Genomic DNA, 26,147 nt, shown 5'->3' on the forward strand with positions numbered 1-26,147 from the left:
CGGAAATCAAGGAAACCCCAGGGAAGGAACCCACCATGACCGCCACCATCGCCCGCGAAACCCGCACCACCGCCCCGGCCAAGACCCAGGTCACCGGCCTCGTGATCGGCGCGAGCCGGATCGTGATCTCGTTCCTGTTCGGCTTCCACGGCCTGCAGGGATTCGGGCTCTTCGGGGGCATCGACGGCCAAGGCGGCGGCGTCCCGTTCGGCTCGTTCCCCGGCTGGTGGGGCAGCGTCTTCGAACTCGTCGGCGCCGTGCTGCTGCTCGTCGGGCTCGCGAGCAGGCCGGCCGCGATCCTGCTCTCCGGCGTGATGGCGTACGCCTACTTCACCGTGCACGCCCCGATGGGCCTGCTGCCGCTGCAGAACATGGGCGAGCCGGCCGCGGTGTACTCGTGGATCTTCCTGCTGTTCGCCGCGATCGGCCCCGGCCGCCTCGCGCTCGACAACCTGATCAAGCGCTGAGGGGCGCGGCGCGCGGTCCGATTCAGTAGCCGCCCTGGGCGGCCGCGAGGTCGGACCGCGCCATCACGTGTTCCATCAGGCTGGTCAGCACCTGCTTCGTCGACTCGCGCTCGCGAGCGTCGCACAGCAGCAGCGGGACGTCCATGCCGACGTCGAGCGCCTGCCGGACCTCCTCCGTGCCGTAGCGGTACGCGCCGTCGAAGCAGTTCACGCCGACGACGAACGGCAGGTTGCGGCGCTCGAAGAAGTCCACGGCGGCGAAGCAGCTGTCGAGCCGCCGCGTGTCGGCCAGCACGACGGCGCCGAGCGCCCCCTCCGCCAGCTCGTCCCACATGAACCAGAACCGGTCCTGCCCCGGCGTGCCGAACAGGTAGAGGATCAGGTCCGGGTTGATCGTGATGCGGCCGAAGTCGAGCGCGACCGTCGTGGTGGTCTTCTGCTCGACGCCGGACAGGTCGTCGACACCCTCGGACGCGGTGGTGATGACCTCCTCGGTCCGCAGTGGCGGCACTTCGCTCACCGAACCGACCATCGTGGTCTTGCCGACCCCGAACCCGCCGGCGATGAGTACCTTGACCGCGGTCGCGGTCAGGTTCCGCCGGGGGTCAGAGTTTCCGGATGCCATCAAGAACCGCCTGCAATACGTGTCGGTTGGGGGTTTCCTGGACCGGTGCCGCGGTACGGAACAGCACCAGGTTCTGCTCGATGAGGTCGCTCAGCATCACCTTGACCACGGGCAGCGGGAGATCGACCCGGGCGGCCACCTCGGCCACCGAGACCGGCCGCTGGCACAAGGCGATGATGCGCGCGTACTCCGGTTCGAGCATGCCCGCTTCGTGCGCGGTGCGCAGGGCGACCACGAGCGTGATGAGGTCGAGCCCGAGCGTGTCCGACCGGGTGCGGCCGCCCGTGACCGCGTAGGACCGGACCAGGGGGCCGGCCTCGTCGTCGAACCAGGCTTCGTGCCGTGCGCTCATGGCGACGTGGGCAGGACGCCGGCACCGGTCCGCGGGGCCGAGGTAAGGACCTGGCCGACCCGCTTCACCATCAGGTTCATCTCGTACGCGACCAGCCCCATGTCCGCGTCTTCGCGGGCCAGCAGGGCGAGGCAGGCGCCTCGCCCGGCCGCCGTCACGAACAGGAACGCGTGGTCCATCTCGACCATCGTCTGGCGGACGTTGCCGCCGCCGAAGTGCCGTCCGGTGCCGCGGGCCAGGCTCTGGAACGCCGAAGCCACCGCGGACAGGTGTTCGGCGTCCTCCTCGGAAAGGTTGCCCGACCTCCCGATGAGCAGGCCGTCCGAGGACAGCACCACCGCCCGGTCCGCCCCGGCGACCCGCTTGACGAGGTCGTCCAGCAGCCAGTCGAGCTCGTGGGCGCCTGAGTTGACCATTACTCGCGCTCTCCGTACCTGTCGTCGTTCTCGGAAAACTCTTCGTCTCGGGCCCGCCGGGTGCCCTGCTGGAAGGCGGACAGCCTGCTGCGGGCGACCTCCGGGGAATCCAGCCGGACCTCTTCGCGTTCCGCGGTCGCGGGCTTATCTTCCCGCAGCTGCGGCACGAGGCTCTGCTGGCGTCGCCGTTGCGGCAGCGGCGGGCGGCCGGGCGCCTCGGGGCGGCGCGGCTGCTGCGGGCGGCTTTCGGGCGTCGCCGCGGCCCGCGGCTCCTGCGGCGGCCACACCGGCTGCTGCGCGGCCGGCCGTGCCGGGCGCGAGGACCGGGCGGGCGGGGCAGGCGGCCGGACCGAGGCCACCGGCTGGGCCTGGGTCGGCTGGCTGACCGGCTCCGACACGGACCCGACCGGGACCGGCGTCGGCACCGACGGCGGCTGGGCTGCCGGCGGCGGTGTGGACGGCGACCGGTCCGGAGCCGGCGGCGGGACGGTGACCGGCGGGACCGCCGTGGGCGACGAGGTCACGGCCGCGGGAGCCGTGGCCGGGGCCGGCGGGGCAGGCGGCTCGGTGCGGTGCCGGGCCGGACGGCGGACCGGCCGCTTGAGCGGCGCGACCTCGTTGTTGGCCATCGTCTCCGGCTCGGCCGGGTTGGGGACGAGCTCCGGCTTCGGCGGGGTGATCGGCTGTTCCGGCTCGGTCTCGGTGAGCGGGGCGAGCAGGTCGGTGCGCACCAGGACGATGGCCCGGGTGCCGCCGTAGGCCGACTCCCGCAGGTGCACCTGGATGCCGTGCCGCGCGGCCAGCCGCGCGACCACGAACAGGCCGAGGCGGGGTTCGTCCGACAGCGCCATGATCCCGAAGTCCGGCGGGTCGGCCAGCATCGTGTTGATCTCTTCGGTCTGGTCCGGCTCGAGCCCGAGGCCCTGGTCTTCGACCTCGATCACGACGCCCTTGCCGACCACGTTGCCGCGGATCTCGACCCGCGACTGCGGCGGCGAGAACGCCGTCGCGTTGTCGATCAGCTCGGCGAGCAGGTGCACGAGGTCGCCGACGACCGGGCCGCGGATGGCGATCTGCGGCAGCACCGCCGTCTTGACCCTGGCGAAGTCCTCGGTCTCGGCGGACGCGCCGCGGACCAGCTCGGCCAGCCCGACCGGGTTGCGCCACTGCCGGCCCGGCTGCCCGCCGCCGAGGATGATCAGGTTCTCCGCGTTGCGCCGGGCGCGGGTGGAGAGGTGGTCGAGCTGGAACAGCGTGTCCAGCTGCTCCGGGTCTTCCTGCTTGCGCTCGGCCTGGTCGAGCACCTTGAGCTGGCGGTGCACGATGACCTGGCTGCGGTGGGCGATGTTGAGGAACACCGTCTTGGTGCCCTCCTTGGTCTTCGCCTCCTCGATGGCGGCCGCGATGGCGGTCTGCTGCGCCTTGTTGAAGGCGTCGGCGACCTGGCCGATCTCGTCGGTGCCGTGGTCGAGGAAGTGACCGCCCTCTTCGAGGTCGACGGGCTCGCCCGCCTGGACCCGGGCGACCAGCTCGGGCAGCCGGACCTCGGCCGCGTCGAGGGTGTCCTCGCGCAGCCGGTGCAGGCGGCCGATGAGCCGGTTCGACAGCCGGACGGCGACGAAGACCACGAAGACCGCGAACAGGACCGCGACCACGCCAGCGATCAGCGACTCGGTGAACGTCGAGTCCGCGTCGTTGATCGCGGCCTGGCTCGCGTTGGAGCTCTGCAGGATGAAGATGCCCATCAGCGCGGCACCGACCTGGCGGGCGGCGGTGCGCCACTGGTCCTGCGGCACCGGCAGCTTCGACAGGTCGCCGCGCAGGAACGTGGTCTCGACCTGGTTCACCGTCTGCCACGGCTGGCTGGCCAGCAGCTCGTCGTACTTGGCCTTGACCTCGGGGATCAGCTTCGGCGCCGACGCGTCGAGCTGGGCGTGGTAGGCACCGACCTGGCCGACGTAGGTCCGGAAGTCGTCGTTGCTCAGCCCGCCCGCGGCCAGCCCGGCGGCGGCGAGGGCGTCACTGCGCTGCATCTGGTCGGCCGCGGTGAACAGCGGGATGGCGGTCAGCCGGTCGAACGCGTTCTGGGCACCGCGGGCGTTCTGCGCGAGCCCGGCCACGCCGTCGGTGAACTGGTCGATCATCTTGTTGTAGTAGACGAAGGCCTGGTTGATCTGCATCTGGCCGCCGTCGATCGCCTGCCGGTTCTGCGGCAGCTGCTGGTACAGCCCGAAGAACGTGGTGATGTTCTTCAGCACGCTCGGCGGGGTGTCGTCGTAGTCGGCGAAGTTGTCCTTGAGGTACTGGATCGTCTTCGCGGCGTTCTCGTCCGTCTTGGGCCGGACGGCCGCGAGCACGGCACGCTGGTTGCTCTGGCCCGCGAGCAGGGTCAGCGTGGCCTGGCGCTCCTGCTGCAGGGAGGCGAGGAACGGGATCGACGGGGCCTCCGAGCCCCGGATGCGGTTCGTGTAGTCCCGGCCGGTGACGGCGTCGTAGATGAGGTAGCCCGCGAGGGCCACACCGACCAGCAACAGCGCGACACTGGGGACGAGCGCGATCGTGAGGACGCGCTTCCGAATCGAGGATCCCCGGTTGCGTCGAAGAGAAATCTGCTTCACCTGGGTCCGTTTTCCTTCCGGCAGTACATGGTTTCGGGTCGCCCGAGGCGCTCAACACCCGGATTCCGACCAGCCGGATCAACATCACCGTGGTCTGCTTCGCCCGCGACGACGTTAGGCAGCCCTCCAGGGCGCGTCAAGTCCGTGGCGAGAACGTGATCTTGGAACGGTGACCCGTCAACACTCGCTGCCTGCGCTTGGAAAGTCCACCACCGTAAGTCGTGACCTTCGTCGCAGGGCGACTTTCGTTCCATGCACGGATGTGAGTACTGGGAGCGCTCCCGGATTCAGCCGAGCATCCCGGCCGGCCCCTCTACGTACGACAGCACTGAATCGTTCGGTGACAAACATCACGGATCCGCGCCGACCCCTCCGCGCACCCCGTTCGTCCGGAGTAGACAGCCGCAGGAAAGCGGATTGCGCAGGATTGGCGAACACAGCCGCGGATTCACCGGAGACGGAGCCGGAATTCCCGGTATTCCGCAACCGCAGCCAGCCGATCACCCTCCGGTGGCCCGGTACCGGTTCCGCGGCGGCGGCCGCTCAGCCCGGGAACTCGTCGGCCAGCGTGTTCCAGAACAGCAGCTCGTAGCTCTGGAACAGCCGCGCGCAGCGGTGCGCTTCGCGTTCGTCGAGCCGGTGGGCGTCGAGGCCGACCTGGATCGCGGCGAGCGCTTGTTCTTCTATTTCCGGGACGTCCGCAGCAAAGAAGTCGAAGAACGCGCACTGCTCGTCGGTGAAGCCGTAGTGCTCGCGCATGCCGGCGGCGACGTCCCGGCAGTACCGGCCGAAGGCGGCGAAGTTGGCGAAGATCCCCGCCGCCGTGGCCGACGATTCGCCGTTCAGCGCGAGCCAGGCCACGTAAGCCGGGTAGACCTGGCAGCCCGCGCGCGGGCGTTCCTTCCCGTGGTCCGGACCAGTCGCCGCGAGCAACGCGTCGAGCATCCCGTTCGCCTGCTGCTCGCCCGGCGCGAGCCCGCCGAAGAAGGTGCGCGCGTTCGGCTCGTCGGCCCGGGCTGCCAGCGCGTGGAAGCTCCGCCAGTCGCTGAGCGTGATCAGCTTCTCTTCGGCGGCGAGCGCGGCGAACACCGCGCGCGGGGCCCGGCCCGCGGCGATCAGCGGCACGAGCCGGTTGTCGTCGTCGCGCGGCGCGAGTTCGGCCTGGATCTCTTCGAGCAGCTTGCGCGCCGACCGCGTCATCGGTTCCCCCTGGAGTCCGCCGCCCCTCATGGAAGCGGTCCCCCCATTGAAGCGCGGTTCCGGCGCGGACGCCCGTGTGCACAGTGGACGGTCGTGGAGACCTGACCGCTTTGTCCGGTTCGACGGTGCCGTTTGACGTGGCCGCGATTCTCTATCCCCCTGCGCCGGGAGCCCCTACAGTGTGGCCATCCGGAGTACCGAGGAGGCCAGCGTTGACCACCCCGTCCGTCGCCGAGCAGACCGAAGGCCAGACGATCCCGCGGCTGCTGCACCGCAACGCGGTCGAGTACCCGGACCTGCCGGCGATCACCTCGCTCGACCTCGAAGGACAGCCGACGCTGACGTGGGCGGAGTTCCGCACCGCGATCGCCGAGGTCTCCCGCGGCCTGGCCGGGCTCGGGCTCGCCGCGGGTGACCGCATGCTGATCATGGCGCCCGGCTGCCCGGACCACATCGTCGCCGACCTCGCCGCGACGCACCTGTCCGCGATCCCCTGCACCGCCTACGCCACGCTCAGCCCGGACCAGATCCGGTTCGTCGCGCGGCACAGCGCGGCCCCGGTCGTGGTGCTCGGCGGGGAGAACGAGCTGGCGCGCTGGCGGCCGGTGCTCGACGACCTCCCGGCGCTGCGGCACGTCGTCGTCATGGACGAGACCGCGATCCCCGCCGGCGACGACCGCTTCCTCTCGTTCGCCGACCTGCGCGCCCAGGGCCGGGAAGCGCTTGCCGCTGACCCGGACGTGTTCGAGCGGTCGTGGCAGGAGATCAAGCCGGACGACCCGCTGTCCATGATCTACACCTCCGGCACCACCGGTGACCCGAAGGGCGTCGTGCTCTCGCACCGCAACGCGATCCACCAGGCGTACGCGGTCACCGAGCTGCACCACCCCCCGATGCACGCGACGAACATCGCGTACCTGCCGCTCGCGCACATCGCCGAACGAGAATTGTCGATCTACCTGCCGATCGTCTGGGCGGGGCACGTGCACACCCTCGCCGACCCGACGGCGGTCGTCGGCGCGCTCGGCAAGGTGCACCCGCAGAGCTTCTTCGGCGTCCCGCGGGTGTGGGAGAAGATGGTCGCCGGGCTCAAGAACATGCTCGGCGGCGTGCCGGAGGACCGGCGCACCGCCTTGCTGCAGGCGAACGAGCTGCTGCAGCAGGGCTACAAGCTGCGCAGCGCCGGGAAGCCGGTGCCCGCGGAGCTGGCCGAGAAGATCCGGCAGGCCGACGAAGCCGCGCTGGCGCCGGTGCGCGCCCTGCTCGGGCTCGACAAGGTGCTCGTCGCCTCCAGCGGCGCGGCCGCCATCCCGGTGGAGATCATCTACTTCCTGGCCGGGCTCGGCATCGAGATCTGCGAGGTCTGGGGCCTGTCCGAGACGACGGGCGCGGCGACGTCCAACTCCGGCTCGGACTTCCGCGCGGGCACCGTCGGCAAGCCGCTGGACGGCGTCGAGGTGAAGCTCGCCGAGGACGGCGAGCTGCTGGTGCGCGGGCCGATCGTGTTCCTCGGGTACCTCCAGGAGGACGGGACGATCCAGGACGCCACCGACGCCGACGGCTGGTACGCCACCGGCGACATCGGCACGATCGACGAAGACGGCTTCGTGACGATCACCGACCGCAAGAAGGAACTGATCATCACCTCGAGCGGCAAGAACATCGCGCCGACCCGCGTCGAGGGCCTGCTCAAGGAGCACCCGCTGATCGGCCAGGCCGTCGCGATCGGCGACGACCGCCCGTACGTGACGGCGCTGATCGTGCTCGACGACGAGATCGCGCCCGGCTGGGCCGCGGCGAACGGCGTCGAAGCCGCGCCGGAGAACCTCGCGGACCACCCGGCGGTGCGGGCCGAGCTGGAACGCGCGGTCGAGTCGGCCAACAGCAGGCTCGCGCGGATCGAGCAGATCAAGCGCTACCACGTGCTGCCGAAGGCGTGGACGCCCGAATCCGGCGAGCTGACCCCGACGCTCAAGCTCAAGCGCCGGGTCATCAACGACCGGTATTCGGCCGACATCGAGGCCCTCTACGCGGCGGTGCGCGAGCCCGCGGCGGGCGCCTAGGCGGTCCGGGGCGAGGTCGTTTCCGTCCACTTGCGCAGCCGCGGCGGGACGCGCTTCTCCAGGCCGTAGTTCTCCAGGTGGGCGGAAAAGACCTCGTCGAACGCCTTCTGCACGGTCTCGGTGTCCCACACCGGCCGCTCGAGGATCGGCTGCTTGAGGAACGGCTGGCCCATGACGTGCAGCTGCGGGCCGTTGCACCGGATCATCTGGCCGGTGATGCCGTCCGAACCGTCGCCGAGCAGGAACAGCACGACCGGCGCGATCCGCGACGGCGTGCGGTCCGGCGGGCAGGCCCGCAGGGAGCGTTCGGACTTCCACACCATCCGCGTGTGCGCGAGCGGGCAGACGGCGTTGACCCGGATCCCGGCGTCCTCGAGGTCGAGGGCCCAGGAGTAGGTCAGGGACGCGACCGCGCCCTTGCTCGCCGCGTACACGCCGAGCTTGCGCTGCCCGAGCGAAGCACCCGAGGAGATGTTGACGATCGAGCCGCCGGTGCCCGCGTCGACCATCGCCTTGATCGCGGCCAGGCCGGTGTTCACCACGCCGAGGACGTTCACCGCGACGAGCTCCCGCGCCTGCTCGGCGTCGTCCTCCCAGGGCAGCGCCTCGTAGTTCAGCCCCGCGTTGTTGACCAGCCCGTCGATCCCGCCGAACTCCTTGACGCACAGGTCGACGATCTCCTGCGCCTCGCCCGCCTCGGCCACGCTGTGCCCGCTCGCCACGGCGCGGCCGCCGTGCGCGCGGATGTTCTCCGTCGTCCGCTCCGCCAGCTCGGCGTCGACGTCGTTGACCACCACCGCCCCGCCCGCGCGGGCGATGTGCACCGCGAACGCCTCGCCAAGGCCCCGGCCGGCGCCGGTGACCACGACCGCCTTGCCCTGCATCAACCCGTCCATCGCTCTCCCCGATCTGCAGCGCCCGTCCACCCCGGCCGGCTCACTGTCCAGTCTTGGCCCATTCGGTCCAACGCGGCATCGGCGCGACGACGAGCGGCCGCCGCCCTGCGCCGAGCGAGTCCGGATCGATCAGTCCGGACGTACCCGCGGGGCGGTCACGAGGGGGTGACTGGCGCGCATTCCGGGGACATCGGGGTGTAACCGGCGGCATACTGTGGGTGCTTCCCGGTGGTAGACCGTGACTCCCCCGGACGGGGTCGTCACCGGAGAGGCACAATGCGACGATTCATGTTCACTCGATCGGGGGACGGTGGTGACGAGGTGACAACGCGCGCGACACCCCGGCTCCGGGCTGTCCTGGCCAACCGCGAGTTCCGCGCGCTGTGGTTCGCCGAGACGCAGTCGATGCTCGGTGACCAGCTGACCATCGTCGCGCTGGCCATCCTCACCTTCGACCGGACCGGGTCGCCGCTGCTGTCGGCCGTCGTCTACTCCCTGACGTTCCTGCCCGCGCTCGCCGGCGGGCTCGGGCTGTCCCAGCTCGCCGACCGGTTCCCCCGGCGCGCGGTGCTGGTGACCGGCTCGTTCGCGCAGGCCGTGCTGATCGGGCTGATGGCCCTGCCCGGGATGCCGATGGGCTGGCTGTTCGCGCTGTTCGTCCTCGCGAGGCTGGCGAACGCGCCCGGCAACGCCGCGCAGAACGCGCTCGGCCGCGAGGTCTTCGCCGATGACGACGTCTACCTGCAGAGCCAGGACCTGCGCGGGATCACGAACAACACCGCGATGCTGGCCGGCCTCGCGGCCGGCGGGCTGCTGGTGACCACGATCGGGACCTCGTGGGCGCTGGCGATCGACGCGCTGACGTTCCTGGTGGCCGCCGTCGCCGTGCGGCTGCTGGTGCTGCGCCGGCCCGCCGCGGGCAACGGCGGTGCCCCGTGGTTCGGCGCCGTCCGGCAGGTTTTCGGCGACGAACGGCTGCGGGTGCTGCTCTACCTGTCCTGGCTCGTCGGCCTGGCGGTGATCCCGGAAGGCCTCGCGGCGCCGCTCGCCGCGCAGCTGGGCGCGGGCGACCAGGCGGTCGGCTGGCTGCTGGCCGCCGACCCGCTGGGCTTCGTGGCCGGGACGTTCCTGCTGTCGCGGTTCGTCACGACCGAGCACCGCCGCAAGCTGCTCGGCGTGCTCGCCGCGCTGCCGCTGGCCGCGCTGGCGGCGTTCGCGCTGCGGCCGAACCTGGCGTTCGCGCTGATCCTGCTCGCGCTGGCCGGCGCGACGGGCGCGTACGTCATCACGGTGTCGGCCACGTTCATCACGTGGGTGCCGAACGACATCCGGGGCAGTGCGGGTGGCCTGTACCGGACCGGGCTGCGGGTCGCGCAGGGCGTGGGCGTCGGCGTGGGCGGGCTGGTCGCGCAGGCGCTGGGTTCCGCGCACGCGACCATCGCCCTCGCGGGCGCGGTGGGACTGCTGCTGGCCGTGCCGGTGGCGTTCGCCTGGCGCCGGGTGGGCGGGGCGGAACCGCGACCTCGGCCGTCATGAGCGCCAGGTGCCACCTCCGGGTACGGCCAAGATCATGAATGGCATTCGCGGGCGCCACGGGCGACAATTCGAGGGTGGTTCAGAAGTCGCGGTTGCTCATGGGGGCCACCTCCATGCGGGGAGAGTCTCGCAGAACCTTTTGCGCCGCGTTCCCGGCAGTTACTCCGGGCCCTTGGCCGATCCGTTGCTGTGGGATGGTACCCGGCCACGGAATGCGTGAACACTCTGCCAGGTACCGATGAGATTACTCAAGGCCGGGACTAGGCTGGAAAGGAGGTGACCAATTGCATCCAGGACCGGACGGGGACCCCGCCGCGCCGGGCGAACCGGGCGCCGGCCAGGCGGCGCGGGCCGCTGCGTCCCCGAACCGCGGCGCCGCGGAACCGGACGTGACCACAGGTACGCCCGCGACCACGACCAGTGGTCCACCGGCGACCGCCCGGGTCCGCCACGCGTACTGGCCGGGGAACTGGGCGCTCTGGCGCCGTCGGCCGGTGCAGGTCGCCTTCATGCTGGCGGCCGAAGCCGTCGCAGTGGCCGTTCTCGCCGTGTCGTTCGCACGCTCGCCGATTCCGTCCGGAAACGACTGGATCAATTTCGCGATTCTGGCCGCGGGTGCCACCGTCCACATTCAACTGACCCAGCGCCAGGAAGAACGGCGGCGCAACCGGACCAAAACGGTACTGATCGACCTCACCGCCGTGTGGACGTTTTCCGCCGCGATGATACTGCCGGTACCGCTCACCCTTTTCGTCATCGCCGTCATCCGGCTGCAGCACTGGTTCATCGCGCGGCGGCCCGCCCACAACTTCATTTTTTCGTCCATCACGCACGGCCTCGCCGGCGCGCTCGCCCACCTCACCTACACGGCGCTCGGGCCGCACCTGCTCGGCCGGCCGGGCTGGGGTGACTTCCTCCGCGAGTTCGGCACCATCGTCGTCACCGGAGCCATCTACGAAGCGATCCAGATCGCGTACGTGGGCGGGGTCCTGCTGCTCGGATCCCCCGCCGGGCGCACGGTTCGTAACGTGCTGGGCAGCCCGGCCGACAACATGCTCGAAGCGATCACCATCGGCCTCGGCGCGGTGACCGCGATCCTGCTCGCCGCCGTCCCGCCGATGGTGGCGGTGATGGCCGTGGTCACCGTGGTCTTCAATCGCCTCGCGGAACTCGACCAGCTCCAGAACGACGTCCGGACGGACCCGAAAACGAGCATTCTCAACATGCGCGGCTGGTCGGAGGCGGCGGAGCGGGCTCTTGAACGGACCGCTCGATCGGGTGATCAACTGGCGCTGCTGATGGTCGATCTGGACCACTTCAAGTGGATTAACGACACCTATGGACATCCGGCGGGCGACGACGTGCTGCGCACCGTTGCGCAAACGCTCGACGAAGTGACCAGACCGAGCGACTTGGTCGGCCGTTTCGGCGGCGAGGAATTCCTCATTCTGCTCCCGGACATCGACGAAGACGCGACGTGGGACGCGGCCGAACGCATCCGCATCGCGATCGCGAAGCTGCACATCGTGACGACGGACAAGCGCGGCGACCCGGCCACCATCGCCGACCGCACGACGTCGATCGGCGTGGCCCGCCACCCCCGCCACGGGGACACCCTCGAGCGCCTCCTCCAGTCCGCCGACGCGGCGGTCTACCTGGCGAAGGAAAACGGCCGCGACCAGGTCTGCTTCGCCCCGGACACGGTCACGCCCCCAGCCGGACGGTGAGTTCGCATTTGACGAGCACCTCGGCGCAGGTCCCGGCCGAGGCCGGGTCGAGGCGCACCCGCTCACCGCGGTAGCCGGCGGACTCGAGCCGCAGGACCCGCGCGCCGGGCGCGGGCCGGGGATGGCACCAGTGCCGGACGGTCCCGGTGCCGGCGTGGTCCCTGGCCAGCAGCAGGTACTCGTGGCCGAGGTCGTCGGCGACCCGGTCCAGGCCGTTCCACCACAGGGCGCGGAGGGTGAGGCCGTCACCGTCGCGGAGGAGCTCGACGGGCGGCTCGGCGTGGACGTCGACCCGGAAGCCGCGGTCGGTGACGCGGACCGAGCGGACGCGGAGGAAGGCGCTGCCACCGGGATCGGCAGGCGGGCCACCCGGTTCCGGCGGCCGGCCGGACCGACCGACGGCACCGGCCTCCGGCCCCGGCGGCGAACCAGCCCTCGACACACCCTCCGCGCAACCACCGGCCCCAGCCCGCGGGAGACCGCAGTCCTCCCCCTCGGACCGCAGCGAGCCCCCCGCCGCAGCCCACGGCGGCAAGCCTTCACCGGCAGCGCGGCCCAGCGACGAGCCACCCGCACCACCCCACGGCGACAAGCCATCACCAACACCGCGGCCCAGCGACGAGCCACCCGGATCACCCGCACCGCCGCCCGGCGCCCGCGGCCCACCCTCACCGCCGTCCGGCCAGGGCAGCAGCACCTCCCGCCCCGCGCTCCCGGGCTCGGCCCGCGGCAGCAGCGCCGCCACCGCCAGCTCCGCCGCCAGCCGGCCGTCCTCTTCCGCCGGCACCTCGGGCACCCCGCGCAACTCCCCCGCCAGGATCCGGTGCCCGAGCACCTCCGCCCAGACCAGCGCCGCCGTGCGCAAGCCGGGCTCGGTGGCCAGCCGGTCGAGCAGCCGCCGCGGCCGGACCCTGCCGAACCGCGCGGCCCTGACCAGCCGGGCGGACTCCGGACCACCCGCGTCGAAGAACCCCGTCGTCGCCCGGTCGAGCATCCGCAGCTGCGCGGCCAGCACCACCCGGGCGACCGGCCGGGGGTGGGCCCGGGCCAGCTCCGGCGGCGCACAGTCGCGCAGCGCACCGGCCAGCACCCGCAGCTCCGGCGTGGGCGGTTCACGCAGCCGGGCGCCGGGGGCGAGCCGGCGCAGGGCGCGCACGGTGTTCTCCGCGGGCACGGCGAGCTCGGTCGGGCGCACTGCTGCCTCCTGGTCGCCACTCCCCCCTGTCGCCAGTCTCACCAGGACATCCCCGCCGCGGTAGGGAAGAACGGGCAGCCGTCCGGGCAGCCTGCGGTAAACCGCCATGCAACCCTGTGGTTATCCCCATGTCGGCCGCCGAGCGGGGCTGGCACCCTTGAACCCATGCCGGCCCAGACCGATCCGCCACGCACCCGCCGACCCTGGTCGACGTCCGGGTGGCTGCTGCTGGTCCTGCTGGTCGTCTTCGCGTTCGGGCTGATCGCCTCGCGTCCGCCGTCCCCGCCGGACCAGGGCCCGCCGACCGGTGACGTGCTGGCCGCGCAGAACGCCATCGAGGCGCTGGTCCACCCCGGTCCGCACCCCGACGCGCTCGCCCGGCTGCCGAAGGACTTCACCGCGCTCAGCGGCGTCACCCCGGGTGCGCTGCCGGCCCGCGACGGCACGGTCCGCGCCGTGCACGTCGACGGCGGCTGCTCGACCCCGTGGGGCGACGACAACACGAAGTGGGACTACGCGGTGCCGTGCAAGGCGCACGACCTCGGCTACGACCTGCTCCGGTACGCCGACCGCAAGGGCCACCCGCTCGGCCCCGAAGTCCGGGAGGCCCTGGACGACCGCCTGTCCTACGACATGCACCACGCCTGCGACCTCAACCCGATGGACTCGGCGCTCACCTGCCGGGTGGTCGCCTCCTTCTACTCGGCCGGGCTGGTCGTCAACTCGTGGCACCAGCGCTGGGGCCCGCCGGTCGGCGACCCGATCGGCCCGATGGTCGCCGGGGTGCTGGTGATCGGCTGCCTGCTGGTCTTCCGGCTGCGCGGCTGGCTGCGGGCCCGCCGCGAGCCACGCGCGCCCGCACCGGCTGCCGTTCCCGCGGAGGTCAGCCGGTGGGCGCTGCTGGGCGCCGGTGGGGTCGTCCTGCTGCTGCTCGGCGAGTCGGTGACGGCGCTCGCGCACTGGGCCGGCGCTCCCGAGCCCGCGTTGTGGCCGGTCACCTGGCTCGCCCAGCTCGCCCCGCTGATCTACTTCGCCGGCGGCCACGCCAACGCGGCCGGGTGGCGCGCCGAGCTGGAAGCCGGCGGCGGCTACCGCCACTACCTGGCCGAACGGGCGAGCCCGCTGCTGCGCCCGGCGTTGATCTTCGCGGTCGTCGCGCTGCTGACGCCGCTCGCGCTCGAACTGCTCGGCAGCCCGGCGGGGACGACGGCGACGGTGATGCGAATCGCGCTGCACCCGCTCTGGCTGCTCGGCGTCTACCTGCTGACGATCGCGTGCGCGCCCCCGCTGCTGGCCCTGCACCGCCGGGCGCCGGTGCCCGCGGCCGCGGGGCTGCTCGCCCTGGTCGCCGGCGGCGAGCTGGCCGCGAGCTGGTCGGGTTCGCCGCTGCCGCGCTACGCGGCGACGTTCGCCATCGCCCTGCTCGCCCAGCAACTCGCCTTCGCGCACGCCGACGGTGTCCGTCCGGCGCGACGGGTGTTCGCCACGGCCGCCGCGGCCGGGGTCGCGGGTCTCGCCGGGGTGAGCGTCCTGCGAGGCGGGCCACCCGTCCTGCTCGGCAGCCCGGGCGCGCCCGCCGCGTTCTCCGCCCCGCCGTGGGGCGTGCTGCTGCTCGGCCTCGTCCAGCTGGGTGTGCTCGGGCTGCTGGCCCGCCCGCTCGGCAGGCTCGGCGACCGGCCGGGCATCGCCCGCGCCTGCCGGTTCGTCCTGCGGGCGCCGATGAGCCTCTACCTGGCGTTCCTCGCCGCGATGCTGCTGCTGGTCGCCGTCGTGTACCTGCCCGGCCGGATCGCCGACGGGCTCAGCTGGCTGATCCGCCCGCGCACGCTGGTCGCGGTCGGGCTGCTCGCGGTGCCCGCCACCCTGGTCTTCTGGTGGTTCGAACGGCACACCCACGGTGTCCGGGAGCCGCGCGCGGCCGACCACCCCGGCCGCAGGACGGCGGTGCTCACCCGGGCCGCGGCCGGGCTCGGGATCGGCTACGCGACGCTGGGGGTGTTCGGTTTCGCGCTGACCCGCTTCGGCGGGGTCGCCGCCGACGCCGACCTGCTCGGCCTGCGGCTCGACCCGATCCAGAGCCTGGTGCACCTGCTGCTCGGGGTCTTCCTGCTGCACACGATCCGGATCGGGGCCGGCGCGGCGACCGGCACCTGGCTGGCCACGGCGCTCGCCTGCGCGCCTTCGCTGCTGTTCGCCGCCGACGGCAGCACGCCCGGCTTCCTCGGCGTCACGCTCCACGCGGTGACGGCCGCGTTTGCCCTGCTGGCCGCCGCGGGCACCCTCATCCCGGTTCGGCCGCCGGCGAACGTGACGTCCTGACCAGGCGAAACCGTCGAACGTGCGGGAAACTGGGTGGCGCGGAGCACATTCGCAGGGGGATGTGTAACGCTACGGCAACCAGGGGACGGCACCATGCGTCCATCCCTGAGCACCACCCGATCGATGGAGTGAGGAGTCGCCCGCGTGGATCACCCGCCTCGGAACGGGCAAGGCGGCCGCCGCCCCGCCCGGCCCTGGCAGGACGAGCCAGGCCGGGACGACGCACGCCGCGGCAGCTCACCGCCGCGCCGCCCCGCACCGCGCCGCGAGCCGGCGGATGCCCGCCGCGCCGACCCGCCCGCGTCCCGCCGCCCGCAGCCGCGCCCGGCCCCGCGCGCCGGCCGCAGCTCCTTCCGCGGCGCGAAGGTCGCGATGGCCGTCGTCTCGCTGCTGGTGATGGGCCTGACCGGGTACGCCTGGGCGGCCATGCAGGGCCTGGTCAACGGGCTCAACTACACGAACGTGATCAGCGACGGCGGCGGTGGCGAGAAGCCCGCCGACGGCGCCCGCGACATCCTGCTGGTCGGCCTCGACAGCCGCACCGACGCCCAGGGCAACCCGCTGCCGCGCGAGGTGCTCGACGAGCTGCGCGCCGGCGACGCCGACGGCGAGCTCAACACCGACTCCCTGATCTTCGTGCACATCCCCAACGACGGCAGCAAGGCCGTCGCGATCTCCCTGCCGCGTGACACCTACGTCGACATCCCCGGCGGCTACGGCAAGCACAAGATCAACTCCGCGTATGCGCGGGCGATGCTGACGGCCCGCAAGGACCTGCAGAAGAAGGGCGTCACCGATCCGAAGGAGCTCGACGTCCAGGCCAACCAGGCCGGGGCGCGGGAGCTGATCGACACCGTCCAGAAGCTCACCGGGTCGACCATCGACAACTACGCCGCGGTGAACCTCCTCGGCTTCAGCGAGATCACCAAGGCCGTCGGCGGCGTCGACGTCTGCCTGAACAACAACGTCAAGGACCAGTACTCCGGCGCGAACTTCACCAAGGGCCAGCACACGATTTCCGGCGTCGAAGCCCTCGAGTTCGTCCGGCAGCGCCACGGCCTGCCGAACGGCGACCTCGACCGCGTCGTGCGCCAGCAGGTGTTCATGGCCGGCATGGCGCGCAAGGTGCTCTCGGCCGGCACGCTGACCAACCCCGGCAAGCTCAACGACCTGATCGAGGCGATCAAGAAGTCGGTCGTGCTCAGCCAGCACTGGGACATCTTCGGGTTCGCCCAGCAGATGAAGGGCCTGACCGGCGGCCAGCTCGAATTCCGCACGATCCCGGTGAAGAACATCGACTACAAGACCCCCGAAGACGGCTCGGCCATCCAGGTCGACCCGGCCGAGGTGAAGCAGTTCGTGCAGGGGCTCGCCGGGCCGCCGCCGGGCCAGACGACGCCACCGGCGCAGCAGGCCGACCCCGCGAACAAGGCGACCACGGTCGACGTCCGCAACGCTTCCGGGCGCACCGGCCTCGCGGCGGGCGTCGCCAAGACCCTCGAGAGCAAGGGCTTCACCTCCGGCGATACGGCCAACGCGACCGCGCGCAAGACCACGGTGATCTGGGTGCCGAAGGGCGGCAAGGACAAGGGCCAGGCCGTCGCGGAGGCCCTGGGCGGCTCGCCGACGGTCCAAGAGGACAAGAGCGTGGCGGCGGGCCACGTGACGGTGTTCCTCGGCGCCGACTACCAGGGCACGACCTCCGACGCGAACTCGGGCGCCGGTGCCCCGGGAGCGACGTCGCAGGCCGCGACGCCCCCGCCGGCCGGCGCCGACGAGGAGAAGCCGATCACCGCCGAGGGCGTTCCCTGCGTCAACTGAGCCGGTCGGCGAGCTGTCGTTAACCCATTCGGCCTAACTCGCGCAATCGGTATCAAAGACATGCCGGAAATCGCGTAAGGGCCGGGCACCAGCGCACTTACATACATGTGAGGGTGCACCTGCACGGGAATCATCACGCCCGGGCGGTGCCGTGGGAGCGCACGGCAGGGGACATTGATGTGCTGATCGACGCTGAGGAGTACCAGCGGATCCTCGGAGACGAGCTCCGCAAGCTCCGGCGCAGCCGAGGGTGGACGCGCAAGGAGCTGAACCAGCACTTGCAGAGCGAGATCTCGCTGCAGACGCTGGCCACCTACGAGCTGGGCACCAGACAGTGCTCCGTCGTGCGCCTGGTCGAGCTGTGCGTCGCGATGGACGAACTGCCCCAGGACCTGCTGGCCAAGGTGCACCGCCGGGTGTTCCTGGACGAGCCCGGGCGGGTCCGCGTGGACCTGCGCAAGGTCGTCGCCGACGCCTCGGCCGATCTGCTGCCGCTGCGCCGCTGGGCCGAAGACCGCCTCCGCCAGGCCGGTGAGCAGGGCGGCGGCGAGATCGCCCTCGACCTGCCCGCCCTCGAGCGGATGGCCGAGCTGTGCCGCCTGCCGACCGTGGACCTGATCGGCCGCCTCCGCCGCTACACCTCCAGCTGATCCAGGGAGGGCCCTCACCGCCGGCGAGGGACCCTCCCGATCAGCCGACCCGGAAGTCCTCGCGCCGCACCTTCCGCGTGTCCAGCCAGTACCGCCAGGTGAAGCCGGGCCAGATCGTCCGGTTGACACCCTTCGCGTCCAGGTACCAGCTCTTGCAGCCGCCACGGGTCCAGATGCCCTTCGCGAGCTTGCGCTGGATCTGCGCGTTGAACCGCTCCTGCACCTCGGGCTTCGGCTCGATCGCCTGGCCGCCGGCCAGCCGCAGCGCTTCGGCGACGTAGGAGATCTGGGCCTCGATCATGAACACGACGGAGTTGTGCCCGAGGCCGGTGTTGGGGCCGAGCAGGAAGAACAGGTTCGGGAAGCCGGCGACGGTGATCCCGAGGTGCGTCCGCATCCCCTCGGTCGCCCACTCCTTGCCGAGGTTGCGCCCGTCGCGGCCGACGATCTCCAGGTCGTCGAAGGCGTCGGTGACGTGGAAGCCGGTGCCGTAGATGAGGACGTCGGCTTCGTGCTCGACGCCGGCGGCGTCGAGCACGCTGCGCTCGCGGACCTCCCGCACGCCCTCGGTGACGACCTCGACGTTGTCCCGCGCCAGTGCCGGGTAGTAGTCGTTGGAGACGAGCACGCGCTTGCAGCCCATCGTGTAGTCCGGGGTCACCTTGCGGCGCAGCTGCGGGTCCTTGATCGCGCGGTCGATGTTGCGCTTGGCGATCCGCTGCCCGAGCTTCATCACCCACGACTGGCCGTTGAACCCGATGGCCCGGGCTTCGAGCAGCCAGTAGAGCAGGGTGCGGTAGGCGCGCTGAGCGAGCGGGAACGCCTTGAACAGCGCACGCGTCCGGCCGGACATCTCGTGGTCGGCCTTCGGCATGATCCACGGCGGCGTCCGCTGGAACAGCGTCAGCTCCGCCACGTCGGGCGCGATTTTCGGCACGAACTGGACCGCGCTGGCGCCGGTGCCGATGACCGCGACCTTCTTGCCCGCGAGGTCGACGTCGTGCCGCCACTGCGCGGAGTGGTAGGCCGGGCCCGCGAAGTTCTCGATCCCGGGCAGTTCCGGGATCATCGGCAGGTGGAGCGCGCCCACCCCGGCGACCAGCGCGGTGCCGACGAACTCGTCGCCGCCCCTCGTGGCGACGTGCCACCGGTTCTCCTCGGCGTCCCAGCGGGCGCCGGTCATCTCCTGGCCGAACCGGACGAACCGGCGCAGGTCGTGCTTGTCGGCGACCTCGCGCATGTACCGCCAGATCTCCGGCTGCGGGGAGTAGGCCCGCGACCAGCCCGGGTTCTGCTCGAAGGAAAACGAGTACATGTGCGACGGGATGTCGCAGGCGCAGCCCGGGTAGCTGTTGTCGCGCCAGGTGCCGCCGACGTCGTGGGCCTTTTCGAGGATGACGAAGTCCTCTCGACCCTCTTTGCGCAGCTGGATCGCCATGCCGAGACCGGAGAACCCGGTCCCGACGATGACGACCCCGGTCTCCGTGCGGTTGCCCATGACGCCTCCGGGTTCCTGTTACTCGTCGTCCATCTTACTGGGAGTAGGTTACCAACGGTAGAGTCTGACCCGTGACCACCGCGAAGCGCAAGCGCATGCCACGGGCCGACCGGATGCGGCAGATGATCGAGGTCGCCGAGCAGGTCTTTTCGGCACGCGGCTACGCGGCGGCGTCGATGGACGAGATCGCCGAACTGGTGGGCGTCTCGAAGCCGATGCTCTACGAGTACTTCAACTCGAAGGAAGGCCTGCTGCTGGCCTGCATCCGGGAGTCGCGCGCGGTGCTGCGCGAGGTCACCGAGCAGGCCACGGTCGGCGCGGTGGACGCCGAGGACGCGCTGCGGCGCGGCCTGCTGGCCTTCTTCGTCTTCATCCGCGAACGGCGCCAGGCGTGGTCGCTGCTGCGGCACGAAATGGTGCTGATCGGCACGCCGGCCGCCGACGAGGTCGAGGAGACCCGGCGGCAGCAGACCGACCTCATCGCCGCGCTGATGAGCGGCCACTTCGACAGCGGGGACGACCTGAGGGCCGAAGCGGCCGCGGAATTCGTGGTCGGAGCGTGCGAACGGCTCGCGATCTGGTGCGAGCGCCACGACGAAGTGAGCCCCGAGACGGCCACCGAATACGCCATGGACGTGCTGTGGACCGGCCTGCGGCAACGTGCACGTTAGCCTGCGCGTGCACTAGGCCATTTGGTCGTTACTCAGCGCTGTCGTGTCCTGTGACACAGAGTTGCTCTACGGTACCGCTGACAAGGTAGAAAGTGTGCTGGACTTTCGCGACCGGAGGAGGGGCGCGGGAACCACGTCACGAAAACGCGGTGACCGCGTCACGGTTGTGTAAGGATGCTGGTGAGGGAGAGGGGCGTGAGGCAGATGGTGGAAGCGATCACGGCGACGTACGTCCAGGACGACGCCGACTGGGCCATCACGGTCAGCGGCCGCGGCAAGGAGCTGACCGCACGGGCGCCCGGCATCATCGCCGCGCGCGACCGGGCCGACCAGCTGGTCGAGGAGCTCGCCGGCGACGGCAAGACGACGGTGGTGCACCTGCTCAACGGGAGTGCGCTGGACTTCACCAGCGCCTACATGACGGCCCGGCTGACGCTCCCGAAGCTGCCGCCGCTCGAGGTCCCGCCGCCCGGCAGCGTGCCGAAGCAGCAGTCTCCGGCGTCGGCGGACAAGAAGCCCCAGCTGCCGCCGAGCAAGCAGCTCCCGAAGGCGGTCGAAGACCGCAAGAGCCCGGCGGAGCCGGCGCCCGCTGCCGAGAGCAAGGCGCCGGCGAAACAGGCCTGAGCGCTACTTGAGGAGCTTGCGCACCAGCAGGACCAGCACGAGGACGCCCGCACCGATCAGCGGGAACTTGACCTTGGGGTTGTCCAGCTTGGCGCGCACGCCGTCCTTGGCCGCGTCGGCGAGCTTCTTCGGGTCGGCCTTGACGGTCAGCTGGTCGAGCGTCGCCGCCAGAGCGGTCCTAGCCTGCTCGATCTCACGCTCGATCGTCTCGGGATCGCGGGCCACTTGTCCTCCTCGCCGCATGGGACTTCCAGGCCCCAACTTAGTCGACCGCCCCGCCGCCTCCGCACGGGCCACGCCGCACGCTAGGCTTCGGAGTACCGGGGGCCCGTAGCCCAATTGGCAGAGGCACACGGTTTAGGTCCGTGCCAGTGAGAGTTCGAGTCTCTCCGGGCCCACGAACGGGTTGAGCGAGTCCTGCTCGGCGCTTCGCGCCTTCGCCGGACTCGCTCGTCGTGTTTCCGGCGGGCTTCGCCCCCGGACCCCGCCGTGGTCACGGCCGCCACACCTCGTCGGCGTACGCCGCCGGTGTGCGCGGTGCCTTCCCGGTCAGCCGCCGGAAATCGTCCGTCACGGGGGCGAACACCCCGGCCCGCACCAGCGCGAACAGGTGCAGCATGTGCTCCACCCACGCCTCGGGGTGGCCGGACCGCGCGAAGTGCGCCCGGTGCTCGGCGGGCGTCGCGTCCCGGTGCCGGATCGGGCGGCCGGACGCCTCGGCCAGCAGCGCCGCCATCTCCCCGAACGTCAGCGCCTCGGGCCCGGTGATGGCGTAGCCGCGGCCGTCGTGCCCGTCCTCGGTCAGGACCGTGACAGCGGCATCGGCCAGATCGCGGGTGTCGGTGAACCCGACCAAGCTGTCGCCGCTGCCCGCGTACAGTTCGCCGGTCTCGCGCAGCGCCCGCGCGAACACCCACTCGTCCTCGTCGAAGTTCTGCAGGAACCAGTTCGGCCGCAGGACGGTCCAGCGCATGCCGGACTCCTGCACCGCCAGCTCGACGGCCCGCCGCGGCGCGTGGTCCGGCGTCCGGTCCACCCCCACCGCGGACATGAGCACGACCCGGCGCGCGGACGGCGCCGTGCCGATCAGCCGCGCGATGGTCTTCGCGGCGTCGTCGTCGGTGTCCAGCCCCTTGACGAACAACGCGTCCGCATCGCCGAGGGCCGGGGCCCAGGTCGTCTCATCGGCCCAGTCGAACGTCACCGGCGTCACGGAGCCGTGTGCCTCGCCGGGGTGGCGGCTCGCGGCCCGCACCGGCACCCCCGCCGCCGTCAACGCGTCCACCACGCGGCGCCCGGCCTTGCCGGTCGCGCCTTCAACCCAAACAGTCATGTCACCAAGTTAAGGACCGGCTGCGAGACGGTGAATGGCTGAAAAGCGCGTTGTGTTGTCCGTTCGTCTCGCTAGGGTGAGCCGATGGACGTGCTGGCAGACGTACTGGCGGCCCTGCGCTCCGGCGCCCCGGTCGCGGCCCAGACCGAGGCGCACGCGCCGTGGGGCCTGCGGTTCGACCACACCACCGGGGCCGCGTTCCACGTCGTGCTGGCCGGCTCGGCGTGGCTGGCCCCGCTGCCCGGCGAGGCCGGCTTCGAGCCGGTCGAGCTCGGCCGGGGTGACGTCGTGCTGCTCGGCCGCGGCGTCCCGCACGCGATGACGTCCGCACCCGGCACGCCGCTCGTCGCCTTCCGGCCCACGCGCCCGTCGGCGGCCACCCCCTTCGGCCGCGTCTCGCTCCCCGGCCCGGGGGCGCGCACGACGATCGTCTGCGGCGCGTACCGGCTGCGCCGGCACCGGCCCCACCCGCTCCTGCGCGACCTGCCCGAGGTGGTCCACCTGCCCGCCGTCCCGGGGCGCCACCCCGGGCTGCGCGCGCTGGTCCGGCTCCTCGACGACGAGCTCGCGGCGCACCCGCCCGGAGCCGCCGTCGTCGCACCCTCGCTCGTCGACGCCCTGCTCGTGTACATGCTCCGCGCCTGGCTCAGCGAGTCGGCCGGGACGCCCGGGTGGTCGGCGGCGCTCGCCGACCCCGTGACGGCCCGGGCACTGGCCGCCATCCACGGCGATCCCGCCCGGGCGTGGACGGTCGAGCAGCTCGGCGCCGCGGCCGGGCTGTCCCGGGCCGCGTTCGCCCGGCGGTTCACCGCCCTGGTCGGCGAACCGCCGCTGACCTACCTCACCCGCTGGCGGATGACGACGGCCGCGCGGCTGCTCCGCGAAACCGACCGGCCGCTGGCGCAGGTGGCTCCGGCGGTCGGTTACGGGTCGGCGTTCGCCTTCGCCAAGGCCTTCCGGCGCGAGTACGCGACCACCCCGGGCAGCTACCGCAGCGCCGCCCTCAGCTGAACTCGACCGTGATGTGCGGAGCCAGCGCCCGCAGGAAGCCGGCGGCGTCGAACATCTCCCCCGCCGGCGCGACGCCCTTCAGCTTCGCCCGCCCGGTGAGGATCCGGTCCACCGCCTCCACCGCCAGCGGCGCGCTCACCGCGTAGATGTCCTCGCCTCGCGCCACGACCCGGCGTTCGTCCTCCCCGGCCCGCACCACGACGTCCACCACGAACGTCTCGGCCGCGTCGCGCTCGCCCGCCGCGGCGAGGCCTTGCGCCGCGTCGACCGTCATGTAGCTGATGACGTCGCGCACTTGCAGGTGCCGCGGGATGGTGACGATGTCGGCCATCGAGAACTCGGCGAAGACGGGCCGGGGGCCGAGCGGCTCGGGGAACGGCCACTCCCGCGTCGGCAGGGCGTCGTCGCGGTACTCCAGCCGTCCGCCCGCGAAGCGGATGCGCTTGCCGTCACGGCGTTCCCGGGACACCCGGCCCGCGGCGAGGGTGCCGGCCGTGGGGCGCCAGCCGCTGAGCCCGTAGGCGACGTGCACCTCGTCGGCCGCCGTCCAGTCGCCCATCGCCGCCGTGGCCAGCAGGTCGGCCAGGCCGCCGAAGAACGCCATCGCGGGCACCACGGCGCTGTCGGCGGTCAGCGCGAGCGTGTCGAGGTTCGCCTCGATTTCGGCGGCGACGTCCACGTAGGGGATGCCGGCGCGGATGGCCGCTTCGGCGACCGGCAGGGCCGTCTCGGCGAACGGGCCCGCGCAGTTGATCACCGCGGCCACGCCGTCGAGCGCGCGGTCGAGGGACGCCGGGTCGTCGACCGACGCCGGACGGCCGCCCGGCAGCTTCGCCGCGTCCCGTCCGGAAAGGACCGTGTCGTACCCGCGTTTCTGCAGCTCAGCCACCACGAAGCGGCCGGTGTGCCCGTATGCGCCGTAAACCAGTACCGAAGTCATGAGGCAATCCTGGCGAGCGGAAGCCGTCGTCACCAGTGTCCGGAACGACGTGATGCGTACACTTTCGGACATGCACGCTGTCGCGCTCGCCGCTACGGACGGGATGCTGTCGTTCGAGCTGACGATCGCCACCGAGGTGTTCGGCGACGATCCTCGGTACGGCTTCGCGGTCTGCGGCCTGGCCCCGGTGCGGGTGGGCCGGTTCCTGCTGGAGCCCGACCACGGCCTCGACCGGCTGGCGCGCGCGGACACCGTGCTCGTCCCGGGCTGGGCCGACGTCGACGCGGACCCGCCGGCCGGCCTGGTCGACGCGGTGCGCGCCGCCCACGTCCGCGGCGCACGGGTGGCGTCGCTGTGCACGGGCGCGTTCGTGCTGGCCGCGGCCGGCCTGCTGGACGGCTTGCGCGCCACCACGCACTGGGCCCACACGGACGTCCTCGCCGCCCGCTACCCGCGGGTGACGGTGGACCCGGACGTGCTCTACGTCGACAACGGCCAGGTCCTGACCTCGGCGGGCAAGGCGGCGGCCATGGATCTGTGCCTCCACCTGGTCCGCGCCGACCACGGCCCGGCGGCGGCCAACGCGATCGCCCGCCGCCTGGTGGTCCCACCGCACCGGGCGGGCGGGCAGGCCCAGTTCGTGACGGCACCGGTCCCCACCCGCGACGACCACCCGCTGGCCTCGCTGCTCCCGTGGATCACCGCCCGCCTCGACCGCCCGCTGACGGTCGAGGACCTGGCCCGGAGAGCGAACATGAGCTCCCGCCACCTGGGCCGCCACTTCCGGTCGGCCACGGGCACGACGCCGTTGCAGTGGTTGCTGAACCAGCGCATCCGCCGCGCGCAGGAGCTGCTGGAGAACACGGACGCGAGCATCGACGCGGTCGCGGAGGCGGTCGGCATGGGCACGGCGACGACGTTGCGGCGGCACTTCAACCGGACGGTCGGCGTGCCCCCGGACACCTACCGCCGGACGTTCCGCAGTTAGCGTCTTTCAGTAGCGGACGTCGCTCTGCAGCAAGGGCGGGTACACAGTGGACGGTTCACCGTCGACCGTCGCGCCCGCGAACTGGAGCATCGTCCGCTGGGCGCCGTGCATCGGGGCCGGGTAGTCCAGCGTCGGCGCCGACACCTCGTCCAGCCGAGCCAGCTGCGCCGGCGTCAGCGTCACCTCGAGCCCGGCGAGGTTGCCGGTCAGGTGCTCCAGCCGCCGCGCGCCGATGATCGGGACCACCGTTCCGCGCCGCGCGCGCAACCACGCCAGCGACACCGCCGCGGACGTCGACCCGATCTCCCCGGCGATCGCGGCGACGGCGTCGAGGACCGTGAACTCCGCTTCGGACGGACCGCCGACGAAAGCCGCGCGGGCGGACTCCGGCGCCGGAGCGCCACGCCGGTACTTGCCCGACAGGAAACCGTTCTTCAGCGGGCTCCACGGCACCAGTGCCATGCCCTGGTCGAGTGCGAACGGCGCCAGCTCGCCCTCGACCGTCCGCGCCAGCAGCGAATACTCGACCTGCAACGCGATCAACGGCGTCCAGCCGCGCAGCAAGGCGGTCGCCTGCGCCTGCGCGGTGACCCACGCCGGGGTGTTGGAGAAGCCGACGTACCGGATCTTGCCCGCGCGCACCAGGTCGTCGAGGGCCCGCATGGTCTCCTCGATCGGCGTGCGGCGGTCCCAGTTGTGCAGCCAGTACAGGTCGAGGTAGTCCGTCCGCAGCCGCCGGAGCGTCTCGTCGAGCTGGGCGATGATCGACGCCCGGCCGGCGCCGCCGCCGTTGGGGTCGCCGGGGAACAGGTTGCCGAAGAACTTCGACGCGAGCACCACCCGCGCACGGCGGCCGGGGCGGGCTGCGAAGAAGTCGCCGAGGATCTTCTCCGAATGGCCGTTGGTGTAGAAGTTCGCCGTGTCGACGAAGTTGCCGCCGAGGTCGAGGTAGGTCGCGAGGATCTTTTCGGACTCCTCGACACCGCAGCCGGCGCCACCGGCGTCTTCCCCGAAGGTCATCGCGCCGAGGGCGAAGGGGCTGACGCGGAGGCCGGACCGGCCGAGGGTGACGTAGTGGTCGAGTGACACGAAACTCTCCTTGGGTAGCGGATCGACTGATCCCAGGAAACCGCGGAAGCCCAGCTCAGCGGTAGACCGATCGAAGCGACCTCTTGCCCGATCCTCTCGATGGCGGTT

General features: G+C 71.9%; 23 protein-coding genes and 1 tRNA gene. 12 read left to right on the forward strand and 12 right to left on the reverse strand.

Annotated elements, in window-relative coordinates:
* Positions 1-35 precede the first annotated feature (35 nt).
* Positions 36-467, forward strand: a complete 432-nt coding sequence (locus QRY02_RS28025) for a DoxX family protein (protein WP_285985833.1) — start codon at positions 36-38, stop codon at positions 465-467.
* Positions 468-489: 22 nt separating this feature from the next.
* Here QRY02_RS28025 and QRY02_RS28030 read toward each other — a convergent pair whose 3' ends face one another.
* The 5 genes from QRY02_RS28030 to QRY02_RS28050 all read right to left on the reverse strand — a co-directional run bounded on the left by QRY02_RS28030 (position 490) and on the right by QRY02_RS28050 (position 5,678).
* A complete protein-coding gene (locus QRY02_RS28030) occupies positions 490-1,092 on the reverse strand; it encodes a GTP-binding protein (RefSeq protein WP_004561734.1) in 603 nt (200 codons plus the stop codon).
* Positions 1,073-1,444, reverse strand: coding sequence for a DUF742 domain-containing protein (locus QRY02_RS28035; protein WP_004561733.1), 372 nt, complete (start codon positions 1,442-1,444; stop codon positions 1,073-1,075). The genes QRY02_RS28030 and QRY02_RS28035 overlap by 20 nt, the downstream gene beginning before the upstream one ends.
* Positions 1,441-1,860 (reverse strand): roadblock/LC7 domain-containing protein, encoded by a 420-nt coding sequence (locus tag QRY02_RS28040; protein ID WP_013229428.1) that lies wholly within the window; start codon positions 1,858-1,860, stop codon positions 1,441-1,443. The genes QRY02_RS28035 and QRY02_RS28040 overlap by 4 nt, the downstream gene beginning before the upstream one ends.
* Positions 1,860-4,478, reverse strand: coding sequence for a sensor histidine kinase (locus QRY02_RS28045; protein WP_285985834.1), 2,619 nt, complete (start codon positions 4,476-4,478; stop codon positions 1,860-1,862). Before QRY02_RS28045 ends, QRY02_RS28040 begins: the two co-directional genes overlap by 1 nt.
* Positions 4,479-5,021: 543 nt before the next feature.
* On the reverse strand, positions 5,022-5,678 hold the full coding sequence (locus QRY02_RS28050; protein WP_285985835.1) for a transcriptional regulator: 657 nt from the start codon (positions 5,676-5,678) through the stop codon (positions 5,022-5,024).
* Positions 5,679-5,890: 212 nt separating this feature from the next.
* Between QRY02_RS28050 and QRY02_RS28055 the strand changes: the two genes are divergently transcribed.
* Positions 5,891-7,741: an AMP-dependent synthetase/ligase gene (locus QRY02_RS28055; protein ID WP_285985836.1), complete on the forward strand. Its 1,851-nt coding sequence runs from the start codon at positions 5,891-5,893 to the stop codon at positions 7,739-7,741.
* On the opposite strand, the gene QRY02_RS28060 is transcribed toward QRY02_RS28055, so the two are convergent.
* Positions 7,738-8,637: an SDR family NAD(P)-dependent oxidoreductase gene (locus QRY02_RS28060; RefSeq protein ID WP_285985837.1), complete on the reverse strand. Its 900-nt coding sequence runs from the start codon at positions 8,635-8,637 to the stop codon at positions 7,738-7,740. The two genes, QRY02_RS28055 and QRY02_RS28060, sit on opposite strands and share 4 nt — an antisense overlap.
* A gap of 288 nt (positions 8,638-8,925) precedes the next feature.
* Here QRY02_RS28060 and QRY02_RS28065 point away from each other — a divergent pair, with 288 nt between their 5' ends.
* Both QRY02_RS28065 and QRY02_RS28070 read left to right on the forward strand, forming a co-directional pair.
* Positions 8,926-10,173, forward strand: coding sequence for an MFS transporter (locus tag QRY02_RS28065; protein ID WP_285985838.1), 1,248 nt, complete (start codon positions 8,926-8,928; stop codon positions 10,171-10,173).
* Between the two features lie 284 nt (positions 10,174-10,457).
* A complete protein-coding gene (locus tag QRY02_RS28070; RefSeq protein ID WP_285985839.1) occupies positions 10,458-11,900 on the forward strand; it encodes a sensor domain-containing diguanylate cyclase in 1,443 nt (480 codons plus the stop codon).
* Here QRY02_RS28070 and QRY02_RS28075 read toward each other — a convergent pair.
* A complete protein-coding gene (locus QRY02_RS28075; RefSeq protein WP_285985840.1) occupies positions 11,878-13,095 on the reverse strand; it encodes a hypothetical protein in 1,218 nt (405 codons plus the stop codon). The two genes, QRY02_RS28070 and QRY02_RS28075, sit on opposite strands and share 23 nt — an antisense overlap.
* Before the next feature lie 165 nt (positions 13,096-13,260).
* Here QRY02_RS28075 and QRY02_RS28080 point away from each other — a divergent pair, with 165 nt between their 5' ends.
* The 3 genes from QRY02_RS28080 (at position 13,261) to QRY02_RS28090 (ending at position 17,885) form a co-directional block, all read left to right on the forward strand.
* Positions 13,261-15,414, forward strand: coding sequence for a phospholipase (locus QRY02_RS28080; protein WP_285985841.1), 2,154 nt, complete (start codon positions 13,261-13,263; stop codon positions 15,412-15,414).
* A 144-nt stretch (positions 15,415-15,558) separates the two neighbouring features.
* Complete coding sequence (locus QRY02_RS28085) at positions 15,559-17,235, forward strand: LCP family protein (RefSeq protein ID WP_285985842.1); 1,677 nt, start codon at positions 15,559-15,561, stop codon at positions 17,233-17,235.
* Positions 17,236-17,414: 179 nt separating this feature from the next.
* Positions 17,415-17,885 carry a helix-turn-helix domain-containing protein gene (locus QRY02_RS28090; protein WP_285985843.1) on the forward strand — a complete coding sequence of 157 codons (471 nt, stop codon included), beginning with the start codon at positions 17,415-17,417 and terminating at the stop codon, positions 17,883-17,885.
* Positions 17,886-17,925: 40 nt separating this feature from the next.
* Here QRY02_RS28090 and QRY02_RS28095 read toward each other — a convergent pair whose 3' ends face one another.
* Positions 17,926-19,383 (reverse strand): flavin-containing monooxygenase, encoded by a 1,458-nt coding sequence (locus QRY02_RS28095; RefSeq protein ID WP_285985844.1) that lies wholly within the window; start codon positions 19,381-19,383, stop codon positions 17,926-17,928.
* Between the two features lie 113 nt (positions 19,384-19,496).
* Here QRY02_RS28095 and QRY02_RS28100 point away from each other — a divergent pair, with 113 nt between their 5' ends.
* The gene (locus tag QRY02_RS28100; RefSeq protein WP_285993936.1) at positions 19,497-20,054 is read left to right on the forward strand and encodes a TetR/AcrR family transcriptional regulator; all 558 of its coding nucleotides are present in this window, start codon (positions 19,497-19,499) and stop codon (positions 20,052-20,054) included.
* Between the two features lie 204 nt (positions 20,055-20,258).
* Positions 20,259-20,678, forward strand: a complete 420-nt coding sequence (locus QRY02_RS28105; protein WP_285993937.1) for a hypothetical protein — start codon at positions 20,259-20,261, stop codon at positions 20,676-20,678.
* Positions 20,679-20,681: 3 nt separating this feature from the next.
* Here the strand turns inward: QRY02_RS28105 and QRY02_RS28110 are convergent, their stop codons facing one another.
* A complete protein-coding gene (locus QRY02_RS28110; RefSeq protein WP_004559246.1) occupies positions 20,682-20,903 on the reverse strand; it encodes a DUF3618 domain-containing protein in 222 nt (73 codons plus the stop codon).
* A 99-nt stretch (positions 20,904-21,002) separates the two neighbouring features.
* Between QRY02_RS28110 and QRY02_RS28115 the strand changes: the two genes are divergently transcribed.
* Positions 21,003-21,076, forward strand: a tRNA-Leu gene (locus QRY02_RS28115).
* 95 nt (positions 21,077-21,171) lie between these two features.
* Here QRY02_RS28115 and QRY02_RS28120 read toward each other — a convergent pair.
* Positions 21,172-22,011 (reverse strand): NAD(P)H-binding protein, encoded by an 840-nt coding sequence (locus tag QRY02_RS28120; protein ID WP_285985845.1) that lies wholly within the window; start codon positions 22,009-22,011, stop codon positions 21,172-21,174.
* Between the two features lie 84 nt (positions 22,012-22,095).
* Here QRY02_RS28120 and QRY02_RS28125 point away from each other — a divergent pair, with 84 nt between their 5' ends.
* Entirely contained in the window at positions 22,096-23,022 is a 927-nt protein-coding gene (locus tag QRY02_RS28125; RefSeq protein WP_285985846.1) for an AraC family transcriptional regulator, read from the forward strand.
* Here QRY02_RS28125 and QRY02_RS28130 read toward each other — a convergent pair.
* Positions 23,015-23,962, reverse strand: coding sequence for a saccharopine dehydrogenase NADP-binding domain-containing protein (locus QRY02_RS28130; protein ID WP_285985847.1), 948 nt, complete (start codon positions 23,960-23,962; stop codon positions 23,015-23,017). The two genes, QRY02_RS28125 and QRY02_RS28130, sit on opposite strands and share 8 nt — an antisense overlap.
* A gap of 70 nt (positions 23,963-24,032) precedes the next feature.
* On the opposite strand from QRY02_RS28130, the gene QRY02_RS28135 reads away from it, so the two are divergent.
* Positions 24,033-24,950: a helix-turn-helix domain-containing protein gene (locus tag QRY02_RS28135; protein WP_285985848.1), complete on the forward strand. Its 918-nt coding sequence runs from the start codon at positions 24,033-24,035 to the stop codon at positions 24,948-24,950.
* A 6-nt stretch (positions 24,951-24,956) separates the two neighbouring features.
* On the opposite strand, the gene QRY02_RS28140 is transcribed toward QRY02_RS28135, so the two are convergent.
* Positions 24,957-26,039, reverse strand: a complete 1,083-nt coding sequence (locus QRY02_RS28140) for an aldo/keto reductase (protein WP_285985849.1) — start codon at positions 26,037-26,039, stop codon at positions 24,957-24,959.
* Positions 26,040-26,147 lie beyond the last annotated feature (108 nt).

It is taken from the genome of Amycolatopsis sp. DG1A-15b (assembly GCF_030285645.1).
Taxonomy (GTDB): domain Bacteria; phylum Actinomycetota; class Actinomycetes; order Mycobacteriales; family Pseudonocardiaceae; genus Amycolatopsis.

Coding starts and splice junctions, on each gene's coding strand:
- QRY02_RS28025 (WP_285985833.1), top strand. CDS start 36: ATGACCGCCACCATCGCCCGCGAAACCCGCACCACCGCCCCGGCCAAG.
- QRY02_RS28030 (WP_004561734.1), bottom strand. CDS start 1,092: ATGGCATCCGGAAACTCTGACCCCCGGCGGAACCTGACCGCGACCGCG.
- QRY02_RS28035 (WP_004561733.1), bottom strand. CDS start 1,444: ATGAGCGCACGGCACGAAGCCTGGTTCGACGACGAGGCCGGCCCCCTG.
- QRY02_RS28040 (WP_013229428.1), bottom strand. CDS start 1,860: ATGGTCAACTCAGGCGCCCACGAGCTCGACTGGCTGCTGGACGACCTC.
- QRY02_RS28050 (WP_285985835.1), bottom strand. CDS start 5,678: ATGACGCGGTCGGCGCGCAAGCTGCTCGAAGAGATCCAGGCCGAACTC.
- QRY02_RS28060 (WP_285985837.1), bottom strand. CDS start 8,637: ATGGACGGGTTGATGCAGGGCAAGGCGGTCGTGGTCACCGGCGCCGGC.
- QRY02_RS28065 (WP_285985838.1), top strand. CDS start 8,926: ATGTTCACTCGATCGGGGGACGGTGGTGACGAGGTGACAACGCGCGCG.
- QRY02_RS28080 (WP_285985841.1), top strand. CDS start 13,261: ATGCCGGCCCAGACCGATCCGCCACGCACCCGCCGACCCTGGTCGACG.
- QRY02_RS28095 (WP_285985844.1), bottom strand. CDS start 19,383: ATGGGCAACCGCACGGAGACCGGGGTCGTCATCGTCGGGACCGGGTTC.
- QRY02_RS28100 (WP_285993936.1), top strand. CDS start 19,497: ATGCGGCAGATGATCGAGGTCGCCGAGCAGGTCTTTTCGGCACGCGGC.
- QRY02_RS28105 (WP_285993937.1), top strand. CDS start 20,259: ATGGTGGAAGCGATCACGGCGACGTACGTCCAGGACGACGCCGACTGG.
- QRY02_RS28120 (WP_285985845.1), bottom strand. CDS start 22,011: ATGACTGTTTGGGTTGAAGGCGCGACCGGCAAGGCCGGGCGCCGCGTG.
- QRY02_RS28125 (WP_285985846.1), top strand. CDS start 22,096: ATGGACGTGCTGGCAGACGTACTGGCGGCCCTGCGCTCCGGCGCCCCG.
- QRY02_RS28130 (WP_285985847.1), bottom strand. CDS start 23,962: ATGACTTCGGTACTGGTTTACGGCGCATACGGGCACACCGGCCGCTTC.
- QRY02_RS28135 (WP_285985848.1), top strand. CDS start 24,033: ATGCACGCTGTCGCGCTCGCCGCTACGGACGGGATGCTGTCGTTCGAG.